This is a genomic window from Limnohabitans sp. B9-3 (assembly GCF_002778325.1).
Classification (GTDB): domain Bacteria; phylum Pseudomonadota; class Gammaproteobacteria; order Burkholderiales; family Burkholderiaceae_C; genus Limnohabitans; species Limnohabitans kasalickyi.
In genome coordinates this window covers 80,920-100,739 of the sequence record NZ_NESI01000007.1, presented here as the reverse complement: position 1 = coordinate 100,739, position 19,820 = coordinate 80,920, and the positions used below count along the sequence as shown (strand labels likewise).

Sequence of the window (19,820 nt, the reverse complement as noted above, 5' to 3'; positions counted from 1 at the left end):
GATGCAAAAAGCCACAGCAGCCCTGCTGTAGCTTTTTGCTTTAAGGCTTCCACCGCTTGAGCAACAAGGCATTGGTCATGACGCTGACCGAGCTCAGCGCCATGGCCGCAGCCGCCACCACAGGGCTCAGGTAACCCATGGCAGCCAGCGGAATGCCTGCCGCGTTGTAGGCAAAGGCCCAAAACAGGTTTTCCCGAATCTTGGCGACGGTGCGCGCCGAAATGTCAAGCGCACCGGCCACCAACGCCACATCACCGCGCATCAGCGTGATGCCTGCGGCGTTCATGGCCACATCCGTGCCACCGCCTTGGCCATGCACACTCACATTGGCCATGGCGAGGCCCACATCGGCGGCGGCCAAGGCTGGCGCGTCGTTGATGCCATCGCCCACAAAAGCCACCACATGCGGAGGGCCGTCGTCGTTTTGTTGAAGTTGACGCACCAACGCAGCCTTGTCGCCGGGCATGACGTTGGCATGCACTTCGTCAGGACGCAGGCCCAAACGGGCGGCCATGGCTTGCGCTGCGCCCGCGTTGTCGCCAGAAATCATGACCAAACGCAAACCACGCTCGCGCAGTTGGGCCAAGGCCACTTGCACACCCGGCTTGGGTTCGTCACCAAAAGCCAGCACGGCACGGGCTAGGAGGCCCTGTGGCGCGCGTTCGACCAAAACCGATACAGAGGCGCCCGCCGCTTGCAATACGGCCGCTTGCGCTCGCCAGGGACCTTCTGGGACCTGCAACACGTCCATCCAGCGCAGGCTGCCTAACAACAAGGCCCGACCTCCGACGGTGCCCTCGCTGCCAAAGCCGGGCACGGCACGCACATCGGTGGGCGATGTCAGGCTCAACACTTGGGCTTTGGCCGCTTGCACCACGGCGTGCGCCAAGGGATGTTCGCTGCCACTTTGCAGGCTGGCGGTGAGAGCCAACCAAGCCGCATTGAAAGAGTCGCCGGGTTGAAGTTCATCGACCACCGAAAGAGAAAGCAAGCGTGGCTGTCCAATCGTGAGCGTTCCCGTTTTGTCAAAGGCCACCGTGTCCACGCGGTGCGCAATCTCTAACGCTTGAGCATCTTTGATCAGAATGCCGAATTTCGCCGCCACACCGGTGCCCGCCATGATGGCCGCAGGCGTGGCCAAACCCAGGGCACAGGGGCAGGCGATGACCAGCACCGCCACCGCATGGATCAACGACACCTCCACGCTGTGCCCCGTCCACCACCAGCCGCCCAAGGTGCACACGGCCAACACCAACACCACCGGCACGAAGACCGCAGACACTTGGTCTACCAAACGCTGAATGGGCGCCTTGGCCGCTTGGGCGTCTTCCACCCAACGGATGATGTTGGCCAGCACGGTGGCTGTGCCCGTCGCCGTGACTTTGACCACCACGCGCCCGTCGCCATTGATGCTGCCACCGGTGACCACGCCGTTGACCGTTTTGGACACGGGCAAAGGCTCGCCCGTCAACATCGATTCATCGACCTGCGTTTGACCTTCCAACACCACGCCATCTGCCGCAAAGCGCTCACCCGGCAACACCACCACGCGGTCAGCCACCAACAGTTCGTCGATGGGAATCTCCATTTCACCATCTAAGCCAATCACGCGTGCGCGGGCAGGGCGCAAGGCGTGCAGCGCGCGAATGGCATCGGTGGTTTGGCGTTTGGCGCGTGCTTCCAACCATTTGCCCAACAGCACCAGCGTGATCACCACGGCTGAACCTTCAAAATACAAATGCACCATCGCCCCTGCGGGCGCGCTGAGCCACAGCCAAACCGACAAGGCCCAGCCTGCGGATGTGCCCAAAGCGACCAACAAATCCATGTTCCCACTGCCCGCCAGCAAGGCATGCCAACCGGCTTTGTAAAAGCGTGCACCGAGGATGAATTGCACAGGCGTGGCCAGCAAAAATTGCCACAACGCGGGCAGCATCCAGTGCTGGCCCAAAGCATCACCCAACATGGGCAAGACCAAGGGCGCGCTGAGCAGCAAGCCGATGGCCACAGGCGCGAAACCTGCCCATGCACCCGCTGGAGACAGCTCTAAATGCTCCGCTGCAAGGGGCTCGTAGCCTGCATCACGCACGGCACGACGCAGGAGTGCTTGTTGAATTTGGGTATCTGGGGCCATGCCTGCATCCGAACTTGGCGCATCACGGCTACGAGTAGCCGACTCGGCCCACGTCACGCGCGCTGACTCCGTGGCCAGGTTGACACTGACCGATTGCACCCCCGGCACTTTGGCGATGGCGCGCTCCACGCGTGAGACACACGAAGCGCAGGTCATGCCTCCAATACCGATATCGCAAGACAATTCATTCATGCGTTAAGGTTACATCTTTATGAGGAGCGACTTATGGAACACACATTTCAAGTTCATGGCATGACCTGCGGGCATTGCGAAATGGCGATCAAAAAAGCGGTGTTGCGTTTGGATACACAGGCACAAGTTCAGATCGACCGAAGCCACGACACAGTGGTGGTGCAGACCGAACAAGCGCGCGAAACCGTGGCCCATGTGATTGCCGAAGAAGGCTACGTCGTCGCATGAGTGCGGTCACACAGAGCCGCGGTGTCGAACGCTTGGTGCAAGGTCAAGACACACAAGACGGCGCGGGCGTGCGATTGACCCGCGTGTTGACCCATGACTTACAAACTCGGCTCGACCCCTTCTTGATGCTCGACGCCTTTGGCAGCGACAAGCCCGACGAGTACATTGCCGGTTTCCCCAACCACCCCCACCGCGGGTTCGAGACCGTGACCTACATGATCGCAGGGCGCATGCGTCACAAGGACAGCGCAGGCAACGAAGGACTGCTACAAAACGGTGGCGTGCAATGGATGACCGCTGGCCGTGGCCTGACCCACAGCGAAATGCCAGAGCAAGAAGAAGGTGCGATGGAAGGGTTTCAGCTTTGGTTGAACTTGCCGAGCCAAAACAAACTGTGTGCGCCTGGCTACCGTGACATTCAAAGCGACGACATTCCTGAAGTCACCACCGGCAACGGCGTGTTGGTGCGCGTGATCGCCGGTGCCTCACATGGCGTGGATGGTGCGGTGCAGCGCGAACACACCCACCCTGTTTATTTGGACGTGCAGTTTCCTCATGCAAACGACACCGTCTTTGAGCAAACCCTGCCCGCCACACACAACGCTTTCATCTATGTCTACCGAGGCAGCTTAGAGGTGGTGCAAGGCCATCAAGCGACCACCGTCCCGGTGCAGCGCATGGCTGTGTTGCGCAACGAAGGCAACGGGGTGGTGTTGCGTGCACAAGCCAACACGCGGGCGATTTTGATCGCCGGACAACCTTTGGGCGAACCCATTGCGCAATACGGCCCATTTGTGATGAACACGCGCGAAGAACTGGTGCAAGCTGTGGACGATTTTCGTGCGGGCTTGATGGACTGAACAACGTAATTCGCACATCACACAACTTGACGTCAGTTGTTGCTTAGCGCACAGACGCGGCGCATAGACGGTTCACAGTCAGAACTTGACAGAGGCATCTCGCTTTTGACTTCAAGGAACTTTTATGAACCGTTTGAACACATCCCGTTTGGCACTCTCCGTTTTGTTGGCTAGTGCAGGCTTAGCGACTGCGGTGTCCGCACAAGCCCAACCGATGATGGGTGAAATGGGCATGCACCACAACGAAGGCCGCATGCATGAGCGCCTGGTGAAGCATTGGGAAAAACGTCAGGTTGAACTGAAAGCTAAGCTGCATCTGACAGAAGTGCAAGAACCGGCGTGGAGGTCGTTTGTAGAAGGTATGAAAGTACCTGCAAAACCACTTGGACAACAGATCGAACGTGAGGTGTTGGCCAAATTGAGCACACCTGAGCGCATGGAAAAAATGGGTGTGGTGCATGAAGCCAATTTGGCGGCGATGCAAGCCCATATCAAGCAACGCACGGAAGCGACGCGAACCTTCTACAACCAACTCAGCGTCGAACAACAGAAAGTGTTTGACGCTGAAACACTCCCAGAGCAAACACGCTGGAAGGGTAAGCGCGATTAAATGTCGATGTTGGCAGCGCGCAAGGCGTTGTTTTCAATGAAGTGACGACGGGGCTCCACCTCGTCACCCATCAGCATGGTGAACACGCGGTCGGCTTCGATCGCATCGTCGATTTGCACACGCAGCAAACGACGCACGGTGGGGTCCATCGTGGTTTCCCACAACTGCGCAGGGTTCATCTCGCCCAAGCCCTTGTAGCGTTGACGTGCCGTGGCGTTTTCGGCCTGGCCAATCAACCACTTCATGGCTTGACGGAAGTCGCTGACTTTTTCTTCTTTGGCGCGCTCACCTTCACCACGCTGCACGCGTGAGCCTTCGCTCAACAAACCGCGGAAGGTTTGTGCAGCTTCGGCCAAGGCGGCGTAGTCGGCACCATGCACAAAGTCTTGCGTGATGATGCTGCTCTTGACGTTGCCATGATGGCTGCGACTGATGCGCAAAATCGGTTTGTCAGTGCGCACGTCAAACTCACCCGACGCTTCTGAGCCACTGCCCAATTCGCGCAACTTGGCTTGCATCGCTTCAGCAGACGCTTGGGCATCGGCCACCGTGTCGAGGTTGACCGACACACCATCGGCGATAGCGCGCAGAGCTTCTGCGTCCATGAAACCACTCAAACGTGCAATGACAGCTTCAGCCAACTGGTGCTTACGCGCCAACTCAGCCAAGGTGTCGCCACTCAAGGTTTGTGCGTTCGCGCCACCGGTGGTGATGCTGGCTTCTTTCAAAGCAATACGCAGCAAGAAACCGTCGAGTGCCGACGCATCTTTCAAGTAAAGCTCTTCTTTGCCAGCTTTGACTTTGTAAAGCGGTGGTTGCGCAATGTAGATGTGACCGCGCTCGACCAACTCTGGCATTTGACGATAGAAGAACGTGAGCAGCAGCGTGCGGATGTGCGCACCGTCCACGTCCGCGTCAGTCATGATGATGATGCGGTGGTAACGCAGCTTGTCGACGTTGAAGTCATCGGTCGCTGACTTGCCAGACTCGGCACTGGCTTTGCCAATGCCGGTGCCCAAGGCCGTGATGAGCGTCAAGATTTCGTTGCTGGTCAACAGCTTCTCGTAACGCGCTTTTTCAACGTTCAAAATCTTGCCGCGCAAAGGCAGAATCGCTTGGAATTTACGGTCACGGCCTTGCTTGGCGGAACCACCGGCGGAGTCACCCTCGACGATGTAGATTTCGCACAGCGCTGGGTCTTTTTCTTGGCAATCAGCCAACTTACCCGGCAAGCCCATGCCATCGAGCACACCTTTACGGCGTGTCATCTCGCGGGCTTTACGAGCCGCTTCACGGGCGCGTGCTGCTTCCACGATCTTGCCGCAAATGATCTTGGCATCGTTGGGACGTTCTTGGAGGTAATCGCTCAAAGCTTTGGCCACGATGTCTTCCACAGGCGCACGCACTTCGCTGGACACCAGTTTGTCTTTGGTCTGGCTGCTGAACTTGGGTTCAGGCACTTTCACCGACAACACGCAGCACAAGCCTTCACGCATGTCGTCGCCCGTCACTTCGACTTTGGCTTTTTTAGCGAACTCGTGTTCTTCGATGTATTTGTTAATCACGCGTGTCATAGCCGCGCGCAAGCCCGTCAAATGGGTACCGCCGTCACGTTGCGGAATGTTGTTGGTGAAACACAGCACGTTCTCGTTGTAACCATCGTTCCACTGCATGGACACTTCTACGCCAATGCTGGTGCCGGGAATACCGCCATACGTTTCGGAAGGACGTTCACCTTCTGAATAAAAAGCGTTGGGATGCAACACTTTTTTGCCAGAGTTGATGAAGTCCACAAAACCTTTAACGCCACCCGCACCCGAAAAGTCGTCTTCTTTGCCGGTGCGTTCGTCCATCAAACGAATGCGCACACCGTTGTTCAAGAAGCTCAGTTCGCGCAAACGCTTGCTCAAGATTTCGTAATGGAAATCTGTGTTTTGGGTGAAGATTTCGGTGTCTGGCAAGAAGTGAACTTCTGTGCCGCGCTTCTCAGTTTCACCCGTCACGCGCATGGGTGAAACTTCTACGCCGTTCACCACCTCAATGATGCGGTTTTGCACAAAGCCTTTGGAAAACTCCAAGGTGTGCACTTTGCCTTCGCGACGTACCACCAAACGCAAAGATTTCGACAGTGCGTTCACGCAAGACACACCCACGCCATGCAAACCACCCGACACCTTGTAGCTGTTTTGGTTGAACTTGCCGCCAGCATGCAACTCGGTCAAGGCGATTTCAGCAGCGCTGCGTTTTGGCTCGTGCTTGTCGTCCATCTTCACACCGGTGGGAATGCCGCGACCGTTGTCAGTCACGCTGATGGAGTTATCGCTGTGGATGGTGACCACGATGTCATCGCAATGACCTGCCAAGGCTTCGTCAATCGAGTTGTCGACCACCTCAAACACCAAGTGGTGCAAGCCTGAACCATCGGACGTATCGCCAATGTACATACCTGGGCGCTTACGAACGGCCTCAAGTCCTTCAAGAATCTGGATCGATCCTTCGCCATAGCCTTCACCGGCTGGAGGTGTGATGGGAGTTTCAGGAATTTGAGTAGGTTCGGTCATAGCAAATATTCGTGCGCAGTGCACAAGGCACTGCGAATTCTGTCGGGAAAAAAATAATCAGTGGCGCTTAGATGCGCATTGGCATCACCACGTACTTGAACGTGTCGTTACCAGGAATTGTGATGAGCGCAGAACTGTTCGAATCGGCCAAGTCCACTTGAACCATGTCTTGGTCCATATTGGTCAAGGCGTCGATCAAATAGGTCACATTGAAACCAATTTCGATGGCATCACCGCCGTAGTCGATTTCGAGCTCGTCCACGGCCTCTTCTTGCTCCGCATTGCTAGATGCCACACGCAAGACACCGGGCTCCAAGTTCAAGCGAACGCCTTTGAACTTGTCGCTGGTCAAGATGGCCGTGCGCTGCAAGGTTGCCAGCAATGCTGTGCGACCCATGGTGATGGTGTTTTTGTGGTTCTTAGGAATCACACGGTTGTAATCGGGAAACTTGCCTTCGACCAACTTGGTGACGAACTCCATGCCTTCGAACGTGAACTTGGCTTGGTTGTTGGCGAACTGCATGTCAATGGCACCTTCTTTGTCGCTCAACAGGCGTTGCATTTCCAACACTGTCTTGCGCGGCAAGATGACTTCTTGGCGTGGCACTTCCACGTCCAACATGGCAGAAGCAAATGCCAAGCGATGACCGTCTGTGGCCACCAAGCTCAGTTGTTTGCCTTCGGCCACAAACAAGATGCCGTTGAGGTAATAACGGATGTCGTGAACAGCCATGGAGAAAGAGACTTGGTTTAACAACTCTTTCAAAGTCTTCTGAGGCACGCTGAATGCAGGACCAAAGTTGGCTGCTTCTTGCACCAGAGGAAAGTCTTCTGCAGGCAAGCTTTGCAAGGTGAAGCGGCTTTTTCCGCCTTTCAAAATCAATTTACTTTGGCTCGATTCCAAACTCACCGTTTGATCAGAAGGCATGGTTCGCAAGATGTCGATCAACTTGCGTGCACCCACCGTGGTGGTGAAGTTACCTAGGTCTCCATCGAGTTCTGCTGTTGTGCGGATTTGGATTTCCAAATCGCTGGTCGTCAGTTGCAAAGAACTGCCCGTTTTGCGAATCAGTACGTTAGCCAAGATGGGCAGTGTGTGGCGTCGTTCAACGATGCCAGCGACAGATTGCAATACGGCCAAAACTTTGTCTTGCGTAGCTTTCAGAACGATCATCTCTTCCTCTTGTTTTCTTTATTTAAAGTAGTAGTAGTAGATAAGCACAGCAGGTTTCTGTGGAAAACAGCATTTTCCTCTTTTTTTTCAAGCACTTGGATCACTTTGAAGGGTGTTGGCAAGCTTGCTTCTGTGCTGTCTCTCAAAACTGGATAACTTTGTGATGGTGCTTTAGTCTGTGGATAACTGGGGTGTTGTTCAAAAACTATCCACAGGGTTATGCGACATTGAAGATTTAGCCTTTAAGTGTCTGTTCGAGCACATGGAGTTGTTGGTTAAGTTCGGTGAGTTGTTGCCGTTCTGCCGTGATTTTGCGAACGGCATGCAACACGGTGGTGTGATCACGTCCGCCAAACAATTCACCAATTTCTGGCAAACTTTTTTGAGTCAGCTCTTTGGCTAAGTACATCGCAATCTGGCGAGGTCTGGCAATCGAGGCAGGCCGCTTTTTGGAGTACATGTCTGCGACTTTGATCTTGTAGTAATCAGCCACCGTCTTTTGAATGTTCTCGACAGAGATTTGACGGTTTTGGATAGACAACAAGTCTCGCAGCGCATCGCGAGCGAGCTGAATCGAGATTTCTTTTTGGTTAAAACGCGAATAAGCCAAGATCTTGCGCAGGGCACCTTCGAGCTCACGCACGTTCGAACGCACGTTTTTAGCAACGAAAAATGCCACTTCTTCGGGCATCTCCGTGCCTTCGTTGCGTGCTTTGGTGATCAAAATAGCCACACGCATTTCTAGCTCGGGTGGTTCAATCGCAACCGTCAAGCCTGCGTCAAAGCGCGAAACCAAACGCTCGTGAATATCGGTCAAACCTTTGGGATAGGTGTCGCTGGTCATCACAATGTGTGACTTTTTAGCCAGCAAGGCCTCAAACGCATTGAAAAACTCTTCTTGTGTGCGTTCTTTGTTGGCAAAAAACTGAACGTCGTCAATCAGCAGCAAATCTAGGGAGTGATAACGCTCTTTGAACTCGTCAAAGGTTTTGCGCTGGTAGGCTTTCACCACGTCCGACACAAATTGCTCCGCATGGATGTATAAAACTTTGGCGTCTGGGCGCTCAGCCAACATTTTGTTGCCCACAGCGTGCATCAAATGGGTCTTGCCCAAGCCAACGCCGCCGTAAATGAACAAGGGGTTGTACAACTGGCCGGGCATGGTGGCCACATGCAGTGCGGCTGCACGGGCCATGCGGTTGGCGGTACCTTCGACCAAGCTGTCAAAGGTGAGTGCGGTGTTGAGGCGTGTGCGTGGGCCTGAGGGCGCTGCTTCTTCAATGCCGACAAAGCTCTCTGGCAACGATTCCAACTCTTGCGTGTACGAGACAACGCGTGTTTTCACGGGTGCTTCTTTGGGCGTGATGGCCAACTCAACTTGAATCGGTTGTCCATAAAGCTGATGCAATAGCGCGGCAATGCGGTTGGCGTACTGTGCGCGCACCCAATCCAATTTGAAGCGATTGCCCACCAAAATAACCACTTTGCTGAAATTTTCAGCAACAGTGGCTTGCAGGGGTTTGATCCATGTGTTGAACTGCTGTTCTGGTAGTTCTTGTGCGAGCTGGTCGACACAGCTTTGCCATAAACCATCGCCCATTCCTGATGACGGGTCGTTGTTGGCAGAGGAAGGAATACCCTGAATCATGAATTATTTTTCTGTGGATAGCTGGGTAAAAATTCCCGCGGAAACGCACTTTATCAAACTTTTATCCACAGGTCACGGTAAAAATTTTTCGGCCTTCAAACTTGCTGAGTTCTGGCCTTCTATCAAGAAAATTCAGGGGTGCTTAAAAATTTGAGATAATCTTGGGTTTCCCTGATCTACAGGGTCTAGATATTTGGAATCATCATGAAACGCACTTACCAGCCTTCTAAAACACGCCGCGCCCGTACACACGGCTTCTTGGTCCGCATGAAAACACGTGGCGGCCGTGCTGTCATCAACGCACGTCGCGCCAAAGGCCGCAAGCGTTTGGCTGTCTAATTCTCCAGCCACTGAACAGGCCCGCGACGTGAGCGCCGTGGAACGTCTGACGCAGTGGACGGAGTTTCAGGCTGTCATGGCAGCAGGCAGTGTGGCTCGAACGCCGCACTTTGTGTTGCATCAGTGGCGTCCCACGCAGACAAATTTGGCAGGGCCAGAGTTTGAAAAAACTCCGGCCCTGTTTTCGCTCGATGTTTTGATGTTGGGTGCCTTGACGCCCAAGCGATGGGCCAAACGCGCGGTCACGCGCAATTTGATCCGGCGTCAGATCCACAGCGTGTCGCAAGAGTTTGCAGCCCAATTGAGGCCAACACCTTATGTGGTGCGCTTGCGAACTACGTTTGACACCCAAAAATTCATCAGCGCGTCATCCGACGCTTTGAAAATTGCAGTTCGCGAAGAACTGACACAGTTGTTTGGCAAAGCTATTTCGCCATGATGCAAATGTTCCTCATCCGATGCGTTCGAGCCTATCGACTGTTACTCAGTCCTTGGCTCGGTTCAGCATGTCGGTTTGAGCCCACTTGCTCGGTCTATGCGATAGAAGCTTTGTCACAACATGGCGCAGCGCACGGCAGTTATTTGACGTTACGCCGTTTGGGTCGTTGTCACCCATGGTGCGTGGGCGGACATGATCCTGTTCCGCAGACATCGCTTGCATTTTTGACTTCTTCGACATCTTCCAACTCCGGAAAGAACTCTTCATGAACGACATTCGCCGCACCATTTTGTGGGTGATTTTTGGTTTTTCCATGGTCCTGTTGTGGGACCAATGGCAGGTCTTTAATGGCCAAAAAGCCACCTTCTTCCCAACACCTGCACAGCAAGCACAAGTGGCGGCTGCCACAAAGCCCGCGTCTGACGTGCCCCAAGCCGCAGGCATTCCAGCGGCTGTTCCCGCGAAACCCGGCATGGTTCCTGTCAGCGAAGTCAAATCATCGACATCCAGAGAGATGGTTGAGGTCGAAACCGATGTGCTCAAACTCACGTTTGATACAGAAGGCGGTACCTTGTCGCGTGTCGAGTTCTTGGCCCAAGCAGATGTGTTGAACCCTGGCCGTAACGTGGTGTTGTTGGATGACAGCAAAGAACGCGTCTACATGGCTCAAACCGGTTTGATTGCAAGCGTCCCAGGCGATGCCATGCCCAACCACAAAAGCGTGATGAAAGTTTTGCCCGGTGCACGCAAACTGCAAGCCGACGCCCAAACACTGACCATCACGTTCGAGTCTGCCTCACAGGGCGGTGTGAAATTGGTCAAAACCTACACGCTCAAACGCGGTGCTTACGACATGGCGGTCAAACACGACATCGTCAACACCAGCGCCCAAGAGGTGTCACCCCAGTTGTATTTCCAATTGGTGCGCGATGGCAATAAGCCCGTGGGTGAGTCGGCGTTTTATTCCACCTTCACAGGCCCAGCGGTGTATACCGACGCCAAGAAGTATCAAAAAGCGGAATTTACCGACATCAAAAAGAAAAAAATCGACATCGAAAAGCAATCGACCAATGGCTACATTGCCATGGTTCAGCATTACTTTGTCAGCGCTTGGATCTTGCCTGATGGCTTGAAGCGTGACATTTCGATGGACGCGGTGGACATCGGTTCTTCTACGGCCGATTGCTGTTACCGCGCCACTTTGATTGCGCCGTTGGACGCCATCAAACCCGGCGAATCCAAAAGCGTGGCTGCTACTTTCTACGCTGGCCCACAAGAAGAGAACAAACTCGAAGCCCTTTACCCAGGCTTTGAATTGGTCAAAGACTACGGTTGGCTCACCATCATGGCCAAGCCTTTGTATTGGTTGCTTGACCAAATTCACAAAATCATAGGCAACTGGGGTTGGTCCATCGTCGCCTTGGTGTTGCTGCTCAAAATTGGTTTTTACGGCTTGAATGCCCATGCCTACAAGAGCATGGCCAAGATGAAGGCCGTCAACCCACGCATCATGGAAATGCGCGAGCGCCTGAAAGATAACCCCCAGCAAATGCAAATGGAGATGATGAAAATCTACCGCGAAGAAAAGGTCAACCCCATGGGTGGATGCTTGCCCATCGCGATTCAGATTCCTGTGTTCATCGCTTTGTACTGGGTGCTCTTGTCCACCGTTGAAATGCGCAACGCACCTTGGGTGGGTTGGATTCATGACTTGGCTGCGCCCGATCCTTTCTTCATCTTGCCCTTGGTGATGACGTTGACCACGCTGTTGCAAACCGCGTTGAACCCCGCGCCGCCAGATCCCATGCAAGCCAAGTTGATGTGGATCATGCCGCTGGCCTTCAGCGTGATGTTCTTCTTCTTCCCCGCAGGTTTGGTGCTGTACTGGATCACCAACAACGTGCTGTCCATTGCCCAGCAGTGGTTCATCAACACGAGCATGGGTGTGCCACCGCAATTCAACATGCCTAAGTTCTAAAACAAAGTTTGAAAGCTTCTGTGCTTTCAAGCCTTTGAAAACCCGCCGTCCGAAAGGGTGGCGGGTTTTTTTCTGGACAATCCACCCATGCTTTCACAACACGACGCCTCCATCATTGCCATTGCCACAGCGCCCGGTCGAGGTGCGGTCGGCATCGTGCGGCTCAGTGGCAAAGGCTTGAGCCCGCTGGTGCAGGCCTTGTGTGGCCGCAGCCTCAAGCCGCGTGAAGCCACATACCTGCCCATTGCCGATGTCAATGGCACACCCATTGACCATGTATTGGCCTTGCACTTCCCCGGCCCCAACAGCTACACCGGTGAAGACGTGCTAGAACTTCAAGCCCATGGTGGGCCCGTGGTGCTTCAACTCTTGCTCGCACGTTGTTTAGACGTCGCCGCACAACGGGACGCCGAGCAGCGCCCTTTGTTGCGCGGCCTGCGTTTGGCACAACCCGGTGAATTCACCCAGCGCGCCTTTTTGAATCACAAGCTCGACTTGGCCCAAGCTGAAGCCGTTGCCGACTTGATCGACGCCAGCACCGAAGCGGCGGCGCGCAGTGCCAGCCGATCGCTCGCCGGTGAGTTTTCCACCGAAATTCATCAACTGCGTGATGCCTTGATTCACCTGCGCATGTTGGTCGAGGCCACGCTGGACTTTCCCGAAGAAGACATCGACTTTTTAAAGCAAGCCGATGCCCAAGGACAGCTCGATCGCCTGCAAGCCAACCTCTTGCGTGTGACGCAACAAACCCGTCAAGGCGCGTTGCTGCGCGAGGGCATTCGCGTGGTGATTGCGGGTCAACCCAACGCCGGTAAAAGCTCCTTGCTCAATGCTTTGGCGGGCGCAGAGCTTGCCATCGTCACGCCCATTGCGGGCACCACGCGTGACGTCGTGCAACAAACCATTCAAATCGAAGGCGTGCCCCTGCACGTCATCGACACCGCCGGACTGCGCGACCACCCCGACGTGGACGAAGTGGAGCGCATCGGCATCGCACGCGCGTGGGACCAAATTGGCCGAGCGGATGCCGTTTTGTTTTTGCACGACCTCACGCGTCAAAGTGACGAAACATACAAGGGTGCGGACGCTGACATCGAAGCGACTTTGCAGCAAACCGTGGCCGCGCATGTGCCTGTGTTGCATGTGTGGAACAAGGCCGATGCCAGCGAGGGTGCGGTGCCTTCTGACGCCACACGTCTCACGCTGCGCCTGTCCGCCAAAACAGGTGAGGGTTTACCGGCTTTGCGCGAGCAGTTGCTGAACGTGGTGGGCTGGCAAGGCGGCAGCGCCGAGGGGCTTTACATGGCGCGTGAACGTCATGTCCAAGCGCTACGTGAAGTCGACACACATTTGCACCGAGCCAACGCCTGTTTGTTAGCCAAAGTTCCAGCCTTAGATTTGTTGGCTGAAGAACTGCGTTTGAGTCAAAACGCGCTCAACACCATCACCGGTGAGTTCTCGTCGGACGATTTACTGGGCGTGATCTTTTCTAGCTTTTGCATCGGCAAGTAAAACGGCACCTGACCGATAAAATCAAGCCATGACCCAAACTCACGCTACCACCAACGCGCCCGTGGACGACCAACGCATTCTGCAACTGGCTCACGACACGCTGGAGATTGAGGCCAACGCTGTGCGCGACTTGCGCGACCGTTTGTCCCCCAGCTTTGTGTTGGCCGTGCGTGCCATTCTCAAAGTCAGCGGCCGTGTGGTCGTCATGGGCATGGGCAAAAGTGGCCATGTGGGACGCAAAATCACCGCCACCTTGGCGTCTACCGGCACACCCGCCATGTTTGTGCACCCCGCCGAAGCCAGCCACGGCGACCTGGGCATGGTCAAAGACGGCGACTTGGTGATCGCCATTTCTAACAGCGGCGAGAGCGACGAACTTGCTGCCATCTTGCCCGTGCTCAAACGCCAAGGCGTGCCCTTGGTCGCCATCACCGGCGGCGCGCAATCGACCCTCGCCAAGCATGCCGACATCGTGCTCGACAGTGCGGTGGCCAAAGAAGCTTGCCCGCTGAATTTGGCCCCCACTGCCAGCACCACCGCACAAATGGCTTTGGGTGATGCCCTTGCTGTGGCCTTGCTCGATGCACGCGGATTCCGAGCCGAAGACTTTGCGCGCTCACACCCTGGTGGTTCTTTGGGTCGACGCTTGCTGACACACGTCAGCGACGTGATGCGCAGCGGCGACAACGTGCCGCAGGTCTTGCCAACCGCCACCTTCAGCGAACTGATGCGAGAGATGAGCGCCAAAGGCTTGGGTGCCTCAGCCATCGTGGACGCACAAGGCACGGTCTTGGGCGTGTTCACCGACGGCGATTTGCGCCGCCTGATTGAAAAAGGCACGGACATGCGTCAGCTCACCGCGGAGCAAGTCATGCACGTCCAGCCACGCACCGTTCGAGCGACAGCGTTGGCCGCAGAAGCGGCGGAGTTGATGGAGTTGCACCGCATCACCAGCGTGCTGGTGGTCGATGCGCAAGGGCTACTTTGCGGGGCTCTGAACACCAATGACTTGATGCGTGCGAAGGTGATTTGATGACACCCGCCCTCAACATCGACCCTTCTCTGTTGCTGCGCGCCCAAGGCGTGCGCGTTGCCTTCTTTGACGTGGACGGCGTGCTCACCGATGGCGGTTTGTACTTCACCGACAGCGGCGAAACCCTCAAGCGCTTTTCCACTTTAGACGGTCACGGCTTAAAGATGCTGCAAAAAGCAGGCATTACCCCTGCCGTGATCACCGGGCGTGACAGTGCGCCTTTGCGTGCGCGGCTCAAAGCCTTGGGCATCGAGCATGTGCGCTACGGCACCGAAGACAAAGTTCCCGCAGCGCAAGAAATCTTGACGCAACTGGGGTTTGACTGGTCGCAAGCCGCCCACATTGGTGACGATTGGCCTGACCTGCCCGTCATGCAGCGCGCCGCTTTTGCTTGCGCCCCCAGCAATGCCCATATTGAAGTCAAAGCCATCGCGCATTACGTCACCCAACGCGAGGGCGGTCATGGGGCTGCGCGTGAGTTTTGTGATGTGCTGTTGGTCGCGTCGGGACGCTACGCCGAGTTGCTGAAGGCCTACCTCGCATGAGCCAAGTGCCCATGTCTTGCTCCCTGTGGATGCGTTTGCGTCAAACATGGGACCGCCTTGCGGTTTACTTTCCCATCTTTTTAATGGGGCTCATGGCCATGTCCACCTACTGGTTGGTACGCAACACGCCTCTACTGGCCGAGGTCGAATTAGAGGCAGCCCCCCGCCACGTACCCGACTACTTCATGCGCGACTTTTCGGTGCGCGTCTTTGGTGCTGACGGCAAACTCAAGAGTGAAATCTTAGGGGTAGAAGGCCGGCATTACCCAGACACCGACACACTAGAGATTGACCACCCGCATATTCGTGCTTACGGGTCAGATGGCCGCTTGACTATTTCTCAAGCTGAACGCGGCGTCATCAACGCAGATGGTTCTGAGGCGCAGCTTTTCAAAAAAGCCCAGGTCATCCGCGAAGCGCTGCAAACCTCTCAAGGTGTCACCTTGCCTCGCACCGAACTGCGCAGCGACTTTTTACACATCTTCGCCAACACCGAAAACGTGCGCTCGCACTTGCCAGTCGAAATGGTGCGCGGCAATGGCGACCGATTCACAGCAGACAGCATGGTGTACGACAACTTGGACCGCGTGCTGGAGTTGAAGGGGCGTGTGCGTGGCACCTTGACGCCTCCTTCTGCAAAAGCCGTTCAGCCCAAACCTTAAAAGAAACTGCGGCATAAAAAAAGGCTCCCGAGGGAGCCTTTTTGATGTGCAGTGAAGCAGATCAGTAGCTGTTGCCACCGCCGCCAAAGCCGCCGCGACCACCGCCGCCGCCGCCACCACTACGGCCACCGCCGCCGCCAGCACCGCCGCCGCCGTAGGGGCTACGGAAACCGCCGCCGCCACCGCCGCCTTCGCGACCGCCACCACCGTAGCCGCCACCGCCGCCGCCACCACCGTAGCCACCGCCGCCAGTGCGAGGAGGACGTGCCTCCATCGGACGGGCTTCGTTCACCACGAGGCTACGACCACCCAAAGGTGCGCCGTTCATGCCTTCGACAGCTGCCAAAGCTTCGGCATCGCTGCCCATTTCGACAAAGCCAAAACCTTTAGAACGACCTGTATCGCGCTCCATCATGACTTTAGCGCTAGTCACAGTACCGAACTGTCCAAATGACTGCTCGAGGTCGCTGTCGCGAACCGAATACGGCAGGTTGCCGACGTACAATTTATTGCCCATGGAAGGGACTCCTTAAAACACAAAAACAAAGCGATGGAGTCCCGAACCGAAACTGACCGATCACCAAATACACCACGTTAAAACTCAGGTATCAACATGGCGAAGGCCATTATGGGGCACAAGCACCCCATAAAACCAAGCGTTTTCCAGTATTCGCACGAATAATTCGCGGAAAAACCACAATTCATGCGGCTTACCAGCTCGATTCGCGGTCTGGCGACGCACTGATCTTGTGGATCGACAAGTCAGCGCCTTCAAATTCTTCTTCTTGGCTCATGCGCAATCCCAGCGTCATTTTCAGCACGCCGTAGACCACAAATCCGCCCAGCAACGCCCACACCACACCCAGTGCCGTGCCTGCCAGTTGCGCCGTTAAATTCACACCGCCCAAGCCGCCCAGCGACTGTGAGCCAAAAATGCCCGCTGCAATGCCGCCCCACGTACCGCACAAGCCGTGCAGTGGCCAAACGCCCAACACATCGTCAATGCGCCACTTGTTTTGCGTGAGCGTGAACATCACCACAAAAATGGCACCGGCCACGCCGCCCACTACCAACGCGCCCATGGGGTGCATCAAGTCAGAGCCCGCACACACCGCCACCAAGCCAGCCAAAGGGCCGTTGTGCACAAAGCCTGGGTCGTTCTTGCCCAGTAGCAACGCCACCAGCGTGCCGCCCACCATCGCCATCAGCGAGTTAACGGCCACCAAACCCGAAATCTTGTCCAGAGTTTGTGCGCTCATTACGTTGAAGCCAAACCAGCCCACGATCAAAATCCAGGCGCCCAACGCGAGGAACGGAATGCTCGAAGGTGGGTGCGCTGAAATCGCACCGTCTTTGCGGTAACGGTTGCTGCGTGCACCTAGCAGCAGCACAGCGGGCAACGCAATCCAGCCGCCCACGGCGTGCACCACCACCGAGCCTGCGAAGTCATGAAACTCGTCGCCGGTCAATTCTTTGAGCCATGCTTGAAAGCCAAAGTGCTGGTTCCAAGCAATGCCCTCAAAGAAGGGATACACAAAACCCACAATCACGCCGGTCGCAATCAATTGAGGCCAAAACTTGGCACGCTCCGCAATACCGCCCGAAATAATGGCCGGAATGGCAGCGGCAAATGTCAGCAGGAAGAAAAACTTCACCAGCTCGTAGCCGTTTTTGTCGGCCAGCGATTCAGCGCCCACCATGAAACTCGCGCCATACGCCACGCCATAGCCCACCACAAAATAAGCCACGGTGGACACGCAAAAGTCCACCAAGATTTTTACCAGTGCGTTCACTTGGTTTTTCTTGCGAACCGTGCCTAGCTCTAAAAATGCAAAACCGGCGTGCATGGCCAGCACCATGATTGCGCCTAGCAGAATGAACAAAGCATCTGCGCCCTGTTTGTGTGCGTCCATAACTCTTTCCTTGTCGTTGATGTTCTTTTTTGGTGCATTTTTCACCCGTAAATGGGTGACGCACCGGATAAAAGCAAAAAATGCACCAAAGCAAAGATGGTTGCCACAAATTGGGGATGCTCTGCCTAGGTACTAAAGCTGTGGCCGACTATCCAGAGATGGCGTTGAACTTCACGCCTTTGGCCAGCTGCCCATTCTGGGGCTCTGTTGCGCTTGCGCAAGCTCGTCGGCGCTGACTTCGATTTCCATGCGCAATAGCGCAGCACCCATGGCTTTGCCGAGGTTGTCCAAACGCAGGTTGCGTGCGCCACCGCCTTGCAAGGCACCGTGCAAGACCAGTTTGATGGCCAGAATATTGGGCAGCAGCCAGAGGTCAACATGGCCGTCAAGCCAAGGGGCGAAATGGGCCTTTACGGTGGCGGCGGTGACTTCGCGTTCGATGATGCGGTAGCCCGCTTCGTTCCACGCAAACAGGCCGAAGTCCACCCAGTCGGCTTTGTCGCCGCTGCGGGCGTGGGCCAGTTGCACCAGCGGTATGCGTCGTGTCGTGTTCATCCCTGCACCTCCAGCATCTCAACGCGTGCTTGAACGCGCTGTCGCGAAATCAAGGTGGGCCAGATGCCCAGGAGTTCGCTGGTGTTGTTCAAACCCTGAAAGCCGCAGGTGTAGGCGGGCCCGCTCAAGGCCATCCACGGAAAAAGGCGACCAAACCCGTCGGCGGCCGCTTTGCTGCTCGTGCGCAGCACCATGCGCACCCAGATCTCGTTGTGTTCATTGAGCTCAGCGGGTGGCGGTAAAGGTGCCAATACGCCATGCGCTGAATTGAGCCCGGGGTATTCCACAAACAACTCGTCAAAGGGGATTTTTCTTTCGCGCAGTTGCTCGCGGATGATGCGCTCGGCCGTTTGCACTTTGTCCCATGCATCGGGCCATGAAAAGCCCCAGGTGATGTCGGCCTTGAAGCCGTCTTTGAAGCCTGCCACTACCTTGAGTTGGTCGGTGGGTGGGCGGCCTTGTGCGCCGGTCACGCGCACACGGTGGTGGCCTTCGTCGTGTAGCTGAATCTGCCCCATGTCGAGCACCACATCCGGCGAAAAATACGCATGTGGGTTGTGCACCTCGTAGAGCAATTGTTGGCGCACGGTGTCAAAGTTCACCAGCCCACCGGTGTCTGGCGCTTTGGTGATGACGGCCGTGCCGTCGGCAAAAACTTCGGCAATCGGGTAGCCGATGTGGCCGAGGTCAGGAATGCTTTGCCAGTGCCCTTGGTCACCAAAATTACCGCCACTGCCCTGCCCCGAGCATTCCAGCAAATGCCCCACGGTCAGGCCTTGGGCCAAGCGGTTGAAGTCCTCAGGTGTGTTCGCGTTGCCGAGCTTCCAGCCCAATTCATGCACCAAAGGACCGAGGAACAAGGCCGCATCGGCCACACGTCCGGTGATCACAATGTCTGCCCCTTGCGCGAGTGCATCGACGATGGGTTGTGCGCCTAGGTAAGCGTTGCCAAACACCAAGCGCTCGCGCACGTTGCTCACGGGCGTGCCATTCATCATGTGATCAAACTCAGCTTGCGCCTCGTGCAACAGGGGCAGCACATCGTCGCCAGACACCACCGCTATGCGCGGCTGCCAGCTTTGGCCTGCCAAAGCGGCGCGCACAGCCTGTGCTGCACCCATGGGGTTCAAGCCGCCCGCGTTGCAGACGAACTTCACGCCGCGTGCCTGCATCAAGGGCCACAGGCGCATGAGCATGGGCACCACGTCTCGCGCGTAGCCCAACGTCGGGTCTCGTTGGCGGTCTTTTTGCAAGATGGCCAAAGTCAGTTCGGCCAAGTGGTCGCTGGCGATGTACTGCACATTGCCGCGCTCGATGCTGGCGACCACGGGCTCCCAGTTGTCGCCGTAAAAGCCCAGTCCTGAACCAATGCGTATGGATGCTGTCATGCCGCCATCTTGATGCCACCTGCGTGACGGTGGATCGGGTCAACCCCTA

General features: G+C 56.0%; 20 protein-coding genes. 12 read left to right on the top strand and 8 right to left on the bottom strand.

Features of this window, described 5'->3' with window-relative positions:
• Positions 1-40: 40 nt before the first annotated feature.
• Complete coding sequence (locus B9Z42_RS11795) at positions 41-2,326, bottom strand: cation-translocating P-type ATPase (RefSeq protein ID WP_233203627.1); 2,286 nt, start codon at positions 2,324-2,326, stop codon at positions 41-43.
• Between the two features lie 33 nt (positions 2,327-2,359).
• Between B9Z42_RS11795 and B9Z42_RS11790 the strand changes: the two genes are divergently transcribed.
• The 3 genes from B9Z42_RS11790 to B9Z42_RS11780 all read left to right on the top strand — a co-directional run bounded on the left by B9Z42_RS11790 (position 2,360) and on the right by B9Z42_RS11780 (position 4,024).
• Positions 2,360-2,554, top strand: a complete 195-nt coding sequence (locus B9Z42_RS11790) for a heavy-metal-associated domain-containing protein (RefSeq protein ID WP_100133592.1) — start codon at positions 2,360-2,362, stop codon at positions 2,552-2,554.
• Positions 2,551-3,414: a pirin family protein gene (locus tag B9Z42_RS11785; RefSeq protein WP_100133591.1), complete on the top strand. Its 864-nt coding sequence runs from the start codon at positions 2,551-2,553 to the stop codon at positions 3,412-3,414. The genes B9Z42_RS11790 and B9Z42_RS11785 overlap by 4 nt, the downstream gene beginning before the upstream one ends.
• A gap of 124 nt (positions 3,415-3,538) precedes the next feature.
• Complete coding sequence (locus B9Z42_RS11780; protein ID WP_100133590.1) at positions 3,539-4,024, top strand: Spy/CpxP family protein refolding chaperone; 486 nt, start codon at positions 3,539-3,541, stop codon at positions 4,022-4,024.
• On the opposite strand, the gene gyrB is transcribed toward B9Z42_RS11780, so the two are convergent.
• From gyrB to dnaA, 3 genes are all read right to left on the bottom strand, one after another.
• Complete coding sequence (gene gyrB, locus B9Z42_RS11775; protein ID WP_100133589.1) at positions 4,021-6,585, bottom strand: DNA topoisomerase (ATP-hydrolyzing) subunit B; 2,565 nt, start codon at positions 6,583-6,585, stop codon at positions 4,021-4,023. The genes B9Z42_RS11780 and gyrB overlap by 4 nt on opposite strands.
• 67 nt (positions 6,586-6,652) lie before the next feature.
• The gene (gene dnaN, locus B9Z42_RS11770) at positions 6,653-7,759 is read right to left on the bottom strand and encodes a DNA polymerase III subunit beta (RefSeq protein WP_100133588.1); all 1,107 of its coding nucleotides are present in this window, start codon (positions 7,757-7,759) and stop codon (positions 6,653-6,655) included.
• 235 nt (positions 7,760-7,994) lie between these two features.
• Positions 7,995-9,407 (bottom strand): chromosomal replication initiator protein DnaA, encoded by a 1,413-nt coding sequence (gene dnaA / locus B9Z42_RS11765; protein ID WP_100133587.1) that lies wholly within the window; start codon positions 9,405-9,407, stop codon positions 7,995-7,997.
• On the opposite strand from dnaA, the gene B9Z42_RS16280 reads away from it, so the two are divergent.
• The 9 genes from B9Z42_RS16280 to lptC all read left to right on the top strand — a co-directional run bounded on the left by B9Z42_RS16280 (position 9,406) and on the right by lptC (position 15,915).
• Positions 9,406-9,561, top strand: coding sequence for a hypothetical protein (locus B9Z42_RS16280; protein WP_158235948.1), 156 nt, complete (start codon positions 9,406-9,408; stop codon positions 9,559-9,561). The two genes, dnaA and B9Z42_RS16280, sit on opposite strands and share 2 nt — an antisense overlap.
• A 50-nt stretch (positions 9,562-9,611) precedes the next feature.
• The gene (rpmH, locus tag B9Z42_RS11760; RefSeq protein ID WP_005798102.1) at positions 9,612-9,746 is read left to right on the top strand and encodes a 50S ribosomal protein L34; all 135 of its coding nucleotides are present in this window, start codon (positions 9,612-9,614) and stop codon (positions 9,744-9,746) included.
• 28 nt (positions 9,747-9,774) lie between these two features.
• Positions 9,775-10,185, top strand: coding sequence for a ribonuclease P protein component (gene rnpA / locus B9Z42_RS11755; RefSeq protein WP_100133586.1), 411 nt, complete (start codon positions 9,775-9,777; stop codon positions 10,183-10,185).
• Positions 10,182-10,454 (top strand): membrane protein insertion efficiency factor YidD, encoded by a 273-nt coding sequence (yidD, locus tag B9Z42_RS11750; protein WP_100133585.1) that lies wholly within the window; start codon positions 10,182-10,184, stop codon positions 10,452-10,454. Before rnpA ends, yidD begins: the two co-directional genes overlap by 4 nt.
• Positions 10,451-12,163 carry a membrane protein insertase YidC gene (yidC, locus tag B9Z42_RS11745; RefSeq protein WP_100133584.1) on the top strand — a complete coding sequence of 571 codons (1,713 nt, stop codon included), beginning with the start codon at positions 10,451-10,453 and terminating at the stop codon, positions 12,161-12,163. Before yidD ends, yidC begins: the two co-directional genes overlap by 4 nt.
• 87 nt (positions 12,164-12,250) lie before the next feature.
• Entirely contained in the window at positions 12,251-13,675 is a 1,425-nt protein-coding gene (gene mnmE, locus B9Z42_RS11740) for a tRNA uridine-5-carboxymethylaminomethyl(34) synthesis GTPase MnmE (RefSeq protein ID WP_100133583.1), read from the top strand.
• Between the two features lie 28 nt (positions 13,676-13,703).
• Positions 13,704-14,708 (top strand): SIS domain-containing protein, encoded by a 1,005-nt coding sequence (locus tag B9Z42_RS11735; RefSeq protein WP_100133582.1) that lies wholly within the window; start codon positions 13,704-13,706, stop codon positions 14,706-14,708.
• Positions 14,708-15,253, top strand: a complete 546-nt coding sequence (locus tag B9Z42_RS11730; RefSeq protein WP_100133581.1) for an HAD family hydrolase — start codon at positions 14,708-14,710, stop codon at positions 15,251-15,253. Before B9Z42_RS11735 ends, B9Z42_RS11730 begins: the two co-directional genes overlap by 1 nt.
• Positions 15,250-15,915, top strand: a complete 666-nt coding sequence (gene lptC, locus B9Z42_RS11725; RefSeq protein WP_233203626.1) for an LPS export ABC transporter periplasmic protein LptC — start codon at positions 15,250-15,252, stop codon at positions 15,913-15,915. The genes B9Z42_RS11730 and lptC overlap by 4 nt, the downstream gene beginning before the upstream one ends.
• A 61-nt stretch (positions 15,916-15,976) precedes the next feature.
• Here the strand turns inward: lptC and B9Z42_RS11720 are convergent, their stop codons facing one another.
• The 4 genes from B9Z42_RS11720 to B9Z42_RS11705 all read right to left on the bottom strand — a co-directional run bounded on the left by B9Z42_RS11720 (position 15,977) and on the right by B9Z42_RS11705 (position 19,771).
• Positions 15,977-16,432 (bottom strand): RNA-binding protein, encoded by a 456-nt coding sequence (locus B9Z42_RS11720; protein WP_100133580.1) that lies wholly within the window; start codon positions 16,430-16,432, stop codon positions 15,977-15,979.
• A 193-nt stretch (positions 16,433-16,625) separates the two neighbouring features.
• A complete protein-coding gene (locus B9Z42_RS11715) occupies positions 16,626-17,828 on the bottom strand; it encodes an ammonium transporter (protein ID WP_100133579.1) in 1,203 nt (400 codons plus the stop codon).
• 171 nt (positions 17,829-17,999) lie between these two features.
• A complete protein-coding gene (locus B9Z42_RS11710) occupies positions 18,000-18,383 on the bottom strand; it encodes a hypothetical protein (RefSeq protein WP_100133578.1) in 384 nt (127 codons plus the stop codon).
• The gene (locus B9Z42_RS11705; protein ID WP_100133577.1) at positions 18,380-19,771 is read right to left on the bottom strand and encodes an acyclic terpene utilization AtuA family protein; all 1,392 of its coding nucleotides are present in this window, start codon (positions 19,769-19,771) and stop codon (positions 18,380-18,382) included. Before B9Z42_RS11705 ends, B9Z42_RS11710 begins: the two co-directional genes overlap by 4 nt.
• Positions 19,772-19,820: the final 49 nt, after the last annotated feature.